General features: G+C 64.4%; 13 protein-coding genes. 12 read left to right on the top strand and 1 reads right to left on the bottom strand.

What is annotated here, in order from left to right; genetic code table 11:
- Positions 1-2 precede the first annotated feature (2 nt).
- Positions 3-695: a DNA-3-methyladenine glycosylase gene (locus tag AAHK21_RS10785; RefSeq protein ID WP_023632403.1), complete on the bottom strand. Its 693-nt coding sequence runs from the start codon at positions 693-695 to the stop codon at positions 3-5.
- Positions 696-992: 297 nt separating this feature from the next.
- Between AAHK21_RS10785 and AAHK21_RS10780 the strand changes: the two genes are divergently transcribed.
- The 12 genes from AAHK21_RS10780 to lipA all read left to right on the top strand — a co-directional run bounded on the left by AAHK21_RS10780 (position 993) and on the right by lipA (position 12398).
- Positions 993-2264, top strand: a complete 1272-nt coding sequence (locus tag AAHK21_RS10780; protein WP_367857235.1) for a glutamate-5-semialdehyde dehydrogenase — start codon at positions 993-995, stop codon at positions 2262-2264.
- The gene (nadD, locus tag AAHK21_RS10775) at positions 2233-2925 is read left to right on the top strand and encodes a nicotinate-nucleotide adenylyltransferase (RefSeq protein WP_046857282.1); all 693 of its coding nucleotides are present in this window, start codon (positions 2233-2235) and stop codon (positions 2923-2925) included. The genes AAHK21_RS10780 and nadD overlap by 32 nt, the downstream gene beginning before the upstream one ends.
- Positions 2926-2969: 44 nt before the next feature.
- Positions 2970-3398 carry a ribosome silencing factor gene (gene rsfS / locus AAHK21_RS10770; RefSeq protein ID WP_031315360.1) on the top strand — a complete coding sequence of 143 codons (429 nt, stop codon included), beginning with the start codon at positions 2970-2972 and terminating at the stop codon, positions 3396-3398.
- 9 nt (positions 3399-3407) lie between these two features.
- The gene (rlmH, locus tag AAHK21_RS10765) at positions 3408-3875 is read left to right on the top strand and encodes a 23S rRNA (pseudouridine(1915)-N(3))-methyltransferase RlmH (RefSeq protein WP_023631106.1); all 468 of its coding nucleotides are present in this window, start codon (positions 3408-3410) and stop codon (positions 3873-3875) included.
- Positions 3876-3892: 17 nt separating this feature from the next.
- Positions 3893-5791 carry a penicillin-binding protein 2 gene (mrdA, locus tag AAHK21_RS10760; RefSeq protein WP_046857281.1) on the top strand — a complete coding sequence of 633 codons (1899 nt, stop codon included), beginning with the start codon at positions 3893-3895 and terminating at the stop codon, positions 5789-5791.
- A 38-nt stretch (positions 5792-5829) separates the two neighbouring features.
- A complete protein-coding gene (gene rodA / locus AAHK21_RS10755) occupies positions 5830-6933 on the top strand; it encodes a rod shape-determining protein RodA (protein ID WP_217869727.1) in 1104 nt (367 codons plus the stop codon).
- Between the two features lie 17 nt (positions 6934-6950).
- The gene (gene mltB, locus AAHK21_RS10750) at positions 6951-7961 is read left to right on the top strand and encodes a lytic murein transglycosylase B (protein WP_031315361.1); all 1011 of its coding nucleotides are present in this window, start codon (positions 6951-6953) and stop codon (positions 7959-7961) included.
- Positions 7962-8960, top strand: coding sequence for a septal ring lytic transglycosylase RlpA family protein (locus AAHK21_RS10745; RefSeq protein ID WP_367857234.1), 999 nt, complete (start codon positions 7962-7964; stop codon positions 8958-8960).
- Between the two features lie 265 nt (positions 8961-9225).
- Positions 9226-10386, top strand: coding sequence for a D-alanyl-D-alanine carboxypeptidase family protein (locus tag AAHK21_RS10740; protein ID WP_046857279.1), 1161 nt, complete (start codon positions 9226-9228; stop codon positions 10384-10386).
- Positions 10387-10456: 70 nt separating this feature from the next.
- A complete protein-coding gene (locus AAHK21_RS10735) occupies positions 10457-10732 on the top strand; it encodes a DUF493 domain-containing protein (protein ID WP_023630272.1) in 276 nt (91 codons plus the stop codon).
- Positions 10732-11379, top strand: coding sequence for a lipoyl(octanoyl) transferase LipB (gene lipB / locus AAHK21_RS10730; RefSeq protein WP_110703220.1), 648 nt, complete (start codon positions 10732-10734; stop codon positions 11377-11379). The genes AAHK21_RS10735 and lipB overlap by 1 nt, the downstream gene beginning before the upstream one ends.
- A gap of 2 nt (positions 11380-11381) precedes the next feature.
- Positions 11382-12398 (top strand): lipoyl synthase, encoded by a 1017-nt coding sequence (gene lipA, locus AAHK21_RS10725; RefSeq protein WP_102683780.1) that lies wholly within the window; start codon positions 11382-11384, stop codon positions 12396-12398.
- Positions 12399-12441 lie beyond the last annotated feature (43 nt).

The following is a 12441-nucleotide window of genomic DNA, read 5'->3' as shown; positions in this document are numbered from 1 at the left end:
GTTCAGTTTCCTTGTTCAAGCATGAAGAAGTCTTGCCCTTCGACCTGGCCTCGTCGCAGCGGGTTTCGGGTGCAGTGGCGGGCGTAATCGGCATCGACGAAGCGGTAGGGCAAATGTTCGTCGCGGCCATGGGGTATGCCCAGGCGGGTGGTCTGGATCACCCGGGGTACCGCGATGCCGCAATCCTCGACGTACAGGCGCTCGGGGTCGAAACGTCGGGCATCCCAGTGCGGCACCTTCAGGCCCATGGCGCGGCACAGCAGGGTCTGGCCGTTGCACAGGCGCTCGGGAGGGCGCAGGTTGCCGCTGGCGTCGGGGTTGTTCAGTTGCATCCGGGCCAGGCTGTTGGCGTCGGAGATGGCGTCGATCCAGGGATAGGCGGACTTGATCAGCACCGCGTTACCCGGGCCCTGGGCGCTGAAGTTCAGTGAGTCGCCGCCGCGGGCGTAGTACATGTAGATATGGCCGCCATCGAGGAACAGCGCCTTGCGCTTCTCGGTGAAGCCCAGGGACGCATGGCTGCCCTTGTCGGTGAGGTAGTAGGCCTCGGTTTCGATGATGCGCGCCGCCAGCCAGAGGTCGCCCTGGCGGTGACGGATGACCTTGCCCAGCAGGTCGCGGGCGAGGGTCTGCGCATCGCGATCGAAGAAACTGTCGGGCAGGGCGCGGGCCGGGCAGGGGGCTGGGGCGGACATACGGGCGGTTCGTGGCTGTGAAGGCGGGGATGATAGCAATGAATGGCTTAATCGAGGCTGAATCAGATTGACCCCATCACGGGGCACGCCCGCTCCCGCGTTAAAGCCTGGACGGCGCGCCGGGCGTGGCAGCGGGCGTCCCCCGCGATCATGGCGATGTAATTTTCGATACGGGTGGTTACATCTTTCCTACGTATCGGCGGCAACCATTTTCTACCATCCGCCACCCGCCGCTGGGCGTACCCGAGCGCTCCAGTTATAATCAGCCGATTTCCCCTTTGCCAAGACACCGAACCCATGACCGAGTCCGTTCTTGACTACATGACCCGCCTGGGTCGCGCCGCCCGTGAGGCCTCGCGGGTGATCGGCCGTGCCAGCACCGCGCAGAAGAACCGCGCCCTGCAGGCCGCCGCCGACGCTCTCGACGCGGCCCGCGACGCGCTCACCGCAGCCAACGAACAGGACCTGGCCAATGGCCGCAAGAACGGCCTGGAACCCGCGCTGCTCGAGCGCCTGGCGCTGACCCCGGCGCGCATCGACGGCATGATCACCGGCCTGCGTCAGGTGGCCAGCCTGCCGGACCCGGTCGGCGCCCTCCGCGACATGAGTTACCGCCCGTCGGGGATCCAGGTCGGCAAGATGCGCGTGCCGCTGGGGGTGATCGGTATCATCTACGAGTCGCGCCCCAACGTGACCATCGACGCCGCCAGCCTGTGCCTGAAGTCGGGCAACGCCACCATCCTGCGCGGTGGCTCCGAAGCCATCCATTCCAACCGTGCCATCGCCACCTGCATCCAGCGTGGCCTGGCCGAGGCCGGCCTGCCGCCGGCAGTGGTGCAGGTGGTCGAGACCACCGACCGCGAAGCCGTGGGCGCGCTGATCAGCATGCCGGAATTCGTCGATGTCATCGTGCCTCGTGGCGGCCGCGGCCTGATCGAACGCATCAGCCGCGATGCCCGGGTACCGGTGATCAAGCACCTGGACGGTATCTGCCACATCTTCGTCGATGCCCACGCCGACCTGGACAAGGCCTGGCGCGTTGCCTTCAACGCCAAGACCTACCGTTACGGTATCTGCGGCGCCATGGAGACGCTGCTGGTGGACCAGTCGGTGGCCGAGCGCTTCCTGCCGGAAATGGCCCGCCGTTTCCAGGACAAGGGCGTCGAACTGCGCGGTTGCGAGCGCACCCGGGCGTTCATCGACGCCAAGCCGGCCAGCGAAGACGACTGGCACACCGAGTATCTTGACGCGATCCTGTCGATTCGCGTGGTCGACGGCCTGGAACAGGCCATCGAGCACATCAACCACTATGGCTCGCACCACACCGATTCGATCATCACCGAGCACCAGGGCCAGGCCCGGCGCTTCATGGCCGAGGTCGACTCGGCGTCGGTCATGCTCAACACCCCGACCTGCTTCGCCGACGGCTTCGAATACGGTCTGGGCGCGGAAATCGGTATCTCCACCGACAAGCTGCATGCCCGCGGCCCGGTCGGCCTGGAAGGCCTGACCTGCGAGAAGTACGTGGTGATCGGCGATGGCCAGCTGCGCGGCCAGGAGCCGTGCTGAGTTGAGCAACCCTGTCGCAGTCCGGCGCGTCGGCATTCTCGGCGGCACCTTCGACCCGGTGCATATCGGTCACCTGCGCAGTGCGCTGGAAGTGGCCGAATTCATGTGCCTGGACGAACTGCGCCTGCTGCCCAACGCCCGGCCGCCGCACCGCGACACTCCGCTGGTGGCCGCGCAGGACCGCCTGGCCATGGTGCGCGGCGCCGTGCAGGGCGTCGAGCGTCTGAGCGTGGATGCCCGCGAGCTGGCCCGCGACAAACCGTCGTACACCATCGACACGCTGGAGTCGATCCGCGGCGAACTGAACGCGCACGACCAGTTGTTCCTGGTGCTGGGCTGGGACGCATTCTGCGGCCTGCCCAGCTGGCATCGCTGGGAAGAGCTGCTGCAACACTGTCACATCCTGGTGCTGCAACGCCCGGATGCCGATGTCGAACCCCCTGACGAGTTGCGCAACCTGCTGGCGGCGCGCTCGGAGAGCGATCCCACCGCCATGTCCGGCCCGGCGGGGCACATTTCGTTCGTCTGGCAGACCCCGCTCGCGGTGTCCGCCACGCAGATCCGACAGCTGCTGGCCAGCGGCAAGTCGGTGCGGTTCCTGGTGCCGGACGCAGTACTGGCCTACATCGAGGCGCACGACCTGTATCGTGCGTCCAACTGACGGCGCCCATGGGCGCCTCAATCAATGAGTTGAACGAGTTTTATATGACCAAGCAGAAAATCAACGGCATCAGCGGCGAAGAACTGGTCGAACTGACCAAGGCCGCGCTGGAAGACGTCAAGGCCCAGGACATCCAGGTCATCGACGTGCGTGAAAAGCACAGCCTGACCGACTACATGATCATCGCCACCGGTACTTCCAACCGTCAGATCAACGCGATGCTGGAAAAGGTCCGTGAAGCGGTCAAGGCCAAGGGCGCACAGCCACTGGGCGAAGAAGGCAAGGGTGACAGCGACTGGGTACTGCTGGACCTGAATGACGTCATCGTGCACATGATGACCGCCGCCGCCCGCCAGTTCTACGACCTGGAACGCCTGTGGCTGGGCGCCGAGCAGAGCCGCGCCAACGACGGCAAGCACCACAGCCCGGAGCACGCTCACGAGTACTCCGACAAGCTCAAGGACCGGGAATAAGGAAGCGTCGTGCGTCTGCGCCTGATCGCGGTCGGCTCGCGCATGCCCAAGTGGGTCGAGGAAGGCTGGCATGAATATGCCAAGCGCCTGCCCCCGGAGCTTGCGCTGGAGCTGGTGGAAATCCCGCTGAATACCCGCGGCAAGAACGCCGATGTCGCCCGCCTGATCCGTCAGGAGGGCGAGGCGATGCTGAGCAAGGTGCAGCCTGGGGAACGCATCGTCACCCTCGAGGTCCATGGCAAGCCCTGGAGTACCGAGCAACTGGCGGGCGAGCTGGACCGTTGGCGCCTGGATGCGCGTACGGTCAACCTGATGGTGGGCGGCCCGGAAGGGCTGGCGCCGGAAGTCTGCGCACGCAGCGAGCAGCGCTGGTCGTTGTCGCCGCTGACGTTGCCGCACCCGTTGGTAAGGATACTCATCGGCGAGCAGATCTACCGCGCCTGGACCGTGTTGTCCGGGCATCCCTACCACAAATGAACCTGTAAGCCTGTCCGATGCCGCAGCAGATCCGCCTCAAGGACCACGAGAAAGACGCCCGCCTGGTGCGCAACCGCGTCGTCGTGGGCGCCGTGGCGGTGGTGCTGCTCGTCTGCGTATTGATCGCCCGGCTGTATTACCTGCAGGTCATCCAGTACGACTATCACTCGACGCTGTCGGAGAACAACCGGGTGCATGTGCAGCCGATCCCGCCGACACGCGGGCTGATCTTCGACCGCAACGGCGTGGTGGTGGCCGACAACCGCCCCAGCTTCAGCCTGGTGATGACCCGCGAACGCGCTGGCAACGCGGGTAAATGGCAGGATGTGCTGGACGTGATCGTCGAGGTGCTCGAGCTCACCCCTGACGACCGTGCCCTGTTCGAAAAGCGCATGAAGCAGGGGCGCCGGCCGTTCGAGCCGGTACCGATCCTGTTCGAGCTCAACGAAGAGCAGATCGCCCGTATCGCGGTCAACCAGTTCCGCCTGCCTGGGGTAGAGGTGGCGGCGCAGCTGGTTCGCCACTATCCCCAGGGCGCGCACTTCGCCCATTCGGTGGGCTATGTCGGGCGCATCAACGAGAAGGAACTCAAGACCCTCGACCCGGTGAACTACAGCGGCACCCACCATATCGGCAAGACCGGCATCGAGCGCTTCTACGAAGACGAACTGCATGGTCAGGTGGGCTACGAGGAAGTCGAGACCAACGCTCGGGGCCGGGTGCTGCGGGTGCTAAAACGCACCGATCCGAAGCCGGGCAAGGATATTGTCCTGAGCCTCGACATCAAGCTGCAGGAAGCCGCCGAGCAGGCGTTGGGCGGGCGCCGTGGCGCCATCGTCGCCCTCGACCCGCGCACCGGCGAGGTGCTGGCGATGGTCAGCCAGCCGAGTTTCGACCCCAACCTGTTCGTTACCGGCATCGGTTTCAAGGCCTACGCCGAACTGCGCGACTCGATCGACCGGCCGCTGTTCAACCGCGTGCTGCGCGGCCTCTACCCGCCGGGCTCGACCATCAAGCCGGCGGTGGCGATCGCCGGGCTCGACAGTGGCGTGGTGACGGCGGGCAGCCGGGTGTTCGACCCGGGTTACTACCAACTGCCCAACTACGATCACAAATACCGCAACTGGAACCGCACCGGCGATGGCTGGGTTGACCTGGATGTGGCGATCATGCGGTCAAACGATACGTATTTCTATGATCTTGCGCACAAGATGGGCATCGATCGGCTGTCCAGCTACATGAACAAGTTCGGTATCGGGCAGAAGGTCGCCCTGGACATGTTCGAAGAGTCGCCCGGCTTGATGCCGTCCCGCGAGTGGAAGCGCGCCACCCGCCGCCAGGCCTGGTTCCCCGGCGAAACGCTGATTCTCGGTATCGGCCAGGGCTATATGCAGACCACGCCGCTGCAGTTGGCCCAGGCCACCGCGCTGATCGCCAACAAGGGCGTGTGGAACCGCCCGCACCTGGCCAAGACCATCGAAGGCCAACCGCCGGTGGACGAGAACCCCATGGAAAACATCGTACTGCGCGACAAGTCCGACTGGGCGCGGGTCACCCATGGCATGGAGCAGGTGATGCACGGCGCCCGCGGCACCGCCCGCAAGGCCGCAATCGGCTCGCAGTACCGCATCGCCGGCAAGAGCGGTACCGCCCAGGTAGTGGCGATCAAGCAGGGCGAGAAGTACGACCGCAACAAACTCCAGGAACGCCACCGCGACCACGCCCTGTTTGTCGCCTTCGCCCCGGCCGACGACCCCAGGATCGTGGTCTCGGTGATGGTCGAGAACGGCGAGTCCGGCTCCGGCGTCGCTGCCCCCGTGGTACGTCAGGTCATGGATGCCTGGCTGCTTGACGAGAATGGCCGGCTCAAGCCCGAGTTCGCCCCCGCCACAGTCGCCCAGGAATCGGCCCCGTGAAGAACAACTTCGACCGCATGCTCTCCAGCGAGGACGTGATGCGCAGGCGCGCCAGCTTCCTGCAGCGCATCCATATCGACGGCCCCTTGCTGATTATCCTGCTGACGCTCGCCGCCGGCAGCCTGTTCGTGCTGTATTCGGCCAGCGGCAAGAACTGGGACCTGCTGATGAAACAGGCCAGTTCGTTCGGCATCGGCCTGGTGTCGATGTTCATCATCGCCCAGCTCGAGCCGCGCTTCATGGCGCGCTGGGTGCCACTGGCGTACCTGGCAGGGGTGTTCCTGCTGATCGTGGTGGATGTCATGGGTCACAACGCCATGGGCGCCACGCGGTGGATCAACATTCCCGGGGTGATCCGCTTCCAGCCCTCGGAATTCATGAAGATCATCATGCCGGCGACCATCGCCTGGTACCTGTCCAAGCGCACCTTGCCGCCGCACCTCAAGCATGTGGCGATCAGCCTGATCCTGATCGGCGTGCCGTTCATTCTCATTGTGCGCCAGCCCGACCTTGGCACGGCGCTGCTGATCCTCGCCTCCGGCGCCTTCGTGCTGTTCATGGGCGGGCTGCGTTGGCGCTGGATCGTCAGCGTGATCGCGGCGGCGGTGCCGGTGGCGGTGGCGATGTGGTTCTTCGTCATGCACGACTACCAGAAGCAGCGCGTGCTGACCTTCCTCGACCCGGAAAGCGACCCGCTGGGCACCGGCTGGAACATCATCCAGTCGAAGGCGGCGATCGGTTCGGGCGGGGTATTCGGCAAGGGCTGGCTGCTGGGCACCCAGTCGCACCTGGACTTCCTGCCCGAGAGCCACACCGACTTCATCATCGCCGTGCTCGGCGAGGAGTTCGGCCTGGTCGGCATCTGCCTGCTGCTGCTGATCTACATCCTGTTGATCGGTCGCGGGCTGATGATCACCGCCCAGGCCCAGACCCTGTTCGGCAAGCTGCTCGCGGGCAGCCTGACCATGACCTTCTTTGTTTATGTGTTCGTCAATATCGGTATGGTCAGCGGCCTTCTGCCCGTGGTGGGCGTGCCGCTGCCCTTTATCAGCTATGGCGGAACTTCGTTGGTGACGCTGCTGTCAGCGTTTGGCGTTCTGATGTCGATCCATACGCACCGCAAATGGATCGCACAGGTTTGAAAAAGGTGAAGAATTTCATGCAAGCAGTGCGTGGCTGGGCTGCCCGCCTGGCGCCGTGGTTCGGCGCGTTGGGTTTGCTCGGCGCAGTCCAGCAGGCCAATGCCGGTGACTATGACGGCTCGCCGCAAGTGGCCGAGTTCGTTGGCGAGATGACTCGCGACTACGGCTTTGCCGGCGAGCAACTGATGGGTGTGTTTCGCGAGGTGCAGCGCAAGCAGGCGATCCTCGACGCGATCTCGCGGCCGGCCGAACGGGTCAAGCCGTGGAAGGAATACCGCCCGATGTTCATCACCGATGCGCGCATCGCCCGTGGCGTGGACTTCTGGCGCCAACACGAGGCCGTGCTGGCCCGCGCCGAGCAGGAATACGGCGTGCCGGCGCAGGTGATTGTCTCGATCATCGGGGTGGAAACCTTCTTCGGCCGCAATACCGGCAACTATCGCGTCATCGACGCGCTGTCCACGCTGGGCTTCGATTACCCGCCACGCGCCGAATTCTTCCGCAAGGAGCTGCGCGAATTCCTCTTGCTGGCTCGGGAAGAGCAGCTCGATCCGCTCACGCTCAAAGGCTCCTACGCCGGCGCCATGGGCCTGCCGCAGTTCATGCCAAGCAGCTTCCGCGCCTATGCCGTGGACTTCGACGGCGACGGGCACATCAATATCTGGAACAACCCGGACGATGCCATCGGCAGTGTCGCCAGCTACTTCAAGCGCCACGGCTGGGTGGCCGGGGAGCCTGTGGTCAGCCGTGCCACCGTGCGTGGCGAGCGCGCCGACGAAGGCCTGACCAGCGGCATCGAGCCGGTGAAGACGGTCGCGCAGTTGCGGGCGCTGGGCTGGTCGAGTCATGATGCGCTGCGCGATGATCTGCCGGTCACCGCCTTCCGCCTGGAAGGTGAATACGGCCCTGAGTACTGGATGGGCCTGAAGAATTTCTACGCGATCACTCGCTACAACCGCAGCGTGATGTATGCCATGGCGGTGCATCAGCTTTCGGAACAGCTGGTTCTGGCACGGGGCGTCAAGTAAATGCGCGAACTCTTCACTGTAAATGCCGCAAAACTGCTGACCTGCGTCGCCGTCGGCCTGGTGCTGGCCAGTTGCTCGTCGAGCCGGCCCTCCACCCCGCAGAGCGGCAACACCGTGCGTGCGCAACCGGGCCTGGACATCAACCGTGCCCACAAGGATGGCGCGCCCTGGTGGGACGTGGACGTCAACAAGATCCCCGACGCCACCCCGACCGTGCACACCGGCAACTACAAGGCCAACCCGTACACGGTGCTGGGCAAGACCTACTACCCGATGCAGGACTCGCGCAACTACCGCGCCGAGGGCACAGCGTCGTGGTACGGCACCAAGTTCCATGGCCAGAACACCGCCAACGGCGAGCTCTATGACCTCTATGGCATGAGCGCGGCGCACAAGACCCTGCCGCTGCCGGCCTACGTGCGGGTGACCAACCTGGCCAACGGGCGCAGCGTGATCCTACGGGTCAACGACCGTGGCCCGTTCTATTCCGACCGTATCATCGACCTGTCCTACGCTGCTGCGAAGAAGCTCGGCTATGCCGAAAGCGGCACCGCGCACGTGCGCGTCGAGGGCATCGACCCGCAGCAATGGTGGGCCCAGCGTGGCCAGCAGCCGCCGATGGTGCTCAAGGAGCCGCAGGTGGCCCAGGCCCAGCCGATCGCCGCCAGCACCGGGCGCGTCGAGCAGTGGACCCCGCCGCCGCAGCAGCACGCGGCGCCGGTGGTGCCGGTGCAGGTGGGCGGCAACAATGTGCCGAACGCCAGCGGCGGCAGCATCCTGCAAGTGGGCGCGTTCGCCAACCCGGACGCCGCCGAATTGCTGCGCTCGAAGCTGAGCACCATGGTCAGTGCGCCGGTATTCATCAGCTCCGTCGTGCGCAACCAGCAGACCCTGCACCGTGTACGCCTGGGACCGATCAGCAGCCAGGGCGAGATCCAGCAGGCACAGGACAGCATTCGCCTGGCCAATCTCGGCCAGGCGAAAGTCGTGACTGACTGAGCGGCATCGCGCAGCGAACCCGCGCCCATGCCAGGTGGTCCGAACGGCGTGGGAGCGGGCATGCCCCGCAATGAATCAGCACACCGACCTGTCGGTTTGTTCATGAATTGCCGGTCGCAGGTATGTACAATGCCGCTTTTGCCCGCAGCGGCATTACGCCGCACTTTTTGGGCCAGGCCACAGGCCATAAAACTAGACTGACGGGGCGCTGGGCAAACGAACTTGCCCACGGAACATCAGACCATTAGCGATTTACGAGAGACGGATGAACATCACCAACCTTGCCAAACGACTTTGCCTGCCTGTTCTGCTGCTGATCACGCCTGCTGCCTTCGCAGCGGAGCAGATGATGCCGGCACCACCGCAACTGGCCGCCAAGTCCTATGTACTCATGGACGCGTCCAGCGGCAACGTGCTGGTCGAGAACAACGGTGACGAGCGCCTGCCGCCAGCCAGCCTGACCAAGCTGATGACCGCCTACATCGCCACCCTGGACATCCGTCGTGGCCAGATTGGCGAGAACGACCCGGTGACCGTCAGCGAGAACGCCTGGCGCACCGGCGGTTCGCGCATGTTCATCAAGGTCGGCAGCCAGGTGACCGTCAGCGACCTGCTGCACGGCATCATCATCCAGTCCGGCAACGATGCATCGGTCGCCCTGTCCGAGCACATCGCCGGCAGCGAAGATGCCTTCGCCGACATGATGAACAAGACCGCCACCGACCTGGGCATGGCCAACAGCCACTTCATGAACCCCACCGGCCTGCCGAACCCGGAGCACTACTCCTCGGCCCACGACATGGCCCTGCTGGCGCGCGCGATCATCAACGAAGATCCGGCGCACTACGCCATCTATTCGCAGAAAGAGTTCTTCTGGAACAACATCAAGCAGCCTAACCGCAACCTGCTGCTGTGGCGCGACAAGACCGTCGACGGCCTGAAGACCGGCCACACCGACGAAGCCGGCTACTGCATGGTTGCCTCGGCCGTGCGTGACGGCCAGCGCCTGATCGCCGTGGTATTCGGCACCAACAGCGAGCAATCGCGGGCCGCCGAGACCCAGAAGCTGCTGACCTACGGTTTCCGCTTCTTCGAAACCCAGACCTTCTACCAGAAGGGCACCGAGCTGACCCAAGCTCCGGTATGGAAAGGCGCGACCAACCAGGTGAAAGCCGGCCTGGCCAACGACCTGACCATGACCATGCCTAAAGGCCAATTGAAACGCCTCCAGGCTTCGATGACCATGAACCCGCAACTGACCGCGCCCATCGCCAAAGGTGACGTGATCGGCAAAGTGGAAGTCAAACTGGATGAGAAAGTGGTTCACAGTGCCGACCTCATCGCCCTGGACGGCGTCGAGGAAGCAGGTTTCTTCGGCCGCATGTGGGACAGCATCCGCCTGTTCTTCTACGGTTTGTTCAACTGATACGTGACTTGCACGCCCCCGTGAACCAGGCGGGGGCGCTGCTGCCACGGCTTACGAGGCCGTTTCCGCCATGAGCGAAGAAGACGTCAAGTCGCACAAGATCGAATTCCCCTGCGAGGATTACCCGATCAAGGTGATCGGTGACACCGTTGTCGGTTTCAAGGACACGGTAATCGAGATTCTCAGCAAGTACGCCAAGGTCGACCTCTCGACGCTGGCCGAACGCCAGAGCAAGGAAGGCAAGTACACCACGGTGCAACTGCATATCGTTGCCACCGGTGAGGACCAGCTGCACGACATCAACAGCGCCTTGCGCGCTACCGGCATCGTGAAAATGGTGCTGTGATGCCCGCTTGCCTCGGTTTTCGCGATCTTGGCCTGCAGCCCTATGAACCGGTGCTGGAGGCCATGCGTCGCTTTACCGAGCAGCGCGGCCCGGACAGCCTGGACGAAGTCTGGCTGGTCGAGCATCCCCCGGTGTTCACCCAGGGCCAGGCCGGCAAGGCCGAGCACCTGCTGATCCCCGGCGAGATACCGGTGGTGCAGACCGACCGCGGCGGCCAGGTCACTTACCATGGCCCCGGCCAGCTGGTGGCCTACCTGCTGCTGGATGTGCGCCGCCTGAGTATCGGCGTGCGCGAGCTGGTCAGCCGCATCGAGCAGACCCTCATCGACCTGCTCGCCAGCTATGGCGTGCAGGCGGTGGCCAAACCCGACGCTCCGGGCGTCTATGTCGATGGCGCGAAGATCGCGTCCCTTGGCCTTCGAATCCGCAATGGCCGTTCATTCCACGGCCTTGCCCTGAACGTGGACATGGACCTTGCGCCATTCCGCCGAATCAACCCCTGTGGGTATGCGGGGCTGGCCATGACCCAGCTGCGCGACCTGGCAGGTCCGATCGAACTCATTGAGGTCAGGACAAGGCTGCGCGGACAGCTGGTCAAGCACCTCGACTATGCTGAGCAGACGACCCTGACGGGCGGAATCGACTGATTATGACAACTGTGCAAGAAGCCGTGCCGAACCTGATCCCGACGCAAGACGTCACCCCGCGCCCTGCTCCTAAAAAAGTGGAAGCTGGCGTGAAGCTGCGTGGCGCCGACAAAGTGGCACGTATCCCGGTGAAGATCATCCCCACCGAAGAGCTGCCGAAAAAGCCCGACTGGATCCGCGTGCGCATTCCGGTTTCCCCGGAAGTCGACCGCATCAAGCAACTGCTGCGCAAGCACAAGCTGCACAGCGTATGCGAAGAAGCCTCCTGCCCGAACCTGGGTGAGTGCTTCTCTGGCGGTACCGCCACCTTCATGATCATGGGCGACATCTGCACCCGCCGCTGCCCGTTCTGCGACGTCGGTCACGGCCGGCCGAAGCCGCTGGATCTGGACGAGCCGAAGAACCTGGCCGTGGCCATCGCCGACCTGCGCCTGAAGTACGTGGTGATCACTTCGGTGGACCGCGACGATTTGCGTGATGGCGGTGCCCAGCATTTCGCCGATTGCATCCGCGAGATCCGCGCGCTGTCGCCGGGCGTGCAGCTTGAGACCTTGGTGCCGGACTATCGCGGCCGTATGGACGTGGCGCTGGAAATCACCGCGCAGACCCCGCCGGACGTGTTCAACCACAACCTCGAGACAGTGCCGCGCCTGTACAAGGCCGCACGCCCGGGCTCGGACTACGACTGGTCGCTGGACCTGCTGCAGAAGTTCAAGCAGATGGTCCCTCACGTACCGACCAAGTCCGGCCTGATGCTGGGCCTGGGCGAGACCGACGAGGAGGTCATCGAGGTGATGCACCGCATGCGCGAGCACGATATCGACATGCTCACTCTCGGCCAGTACCTGCAGCCGTCGCGCAACCACTTGCCGGTACAGCGCTTCGTGCACCCGGACACCTTCGCCTGGTTCGCCGAGGAAGGTTACAAGATGGGCTTCAAGAACGTCGCCTCCGGTCCTCTGGTACGCTCGTCGTACCATGCCGACCAGCAGGCTCACGAAGCCAAGATCAAGCTCTGAGTCGGGCTTGAGCGGGATATGCCGATGCGCGCCGGAAGGCGGC

The organism is Pseudomonas sp. TE50-2 (assembly GCF_040813665.1).
Classification (GTDB): domain Bacteria; phylum Pseudomonadota; class Gammaproteobacteria; order Pseudomonadales; family Pseudomonadaceae; genus Aquipseudomonas; species Aquipseudomonas soli.
Note: the sequence above shows the minus strand (reverse complement) of the source record. Positions and strands in the feature narration are given on the sequence as shown.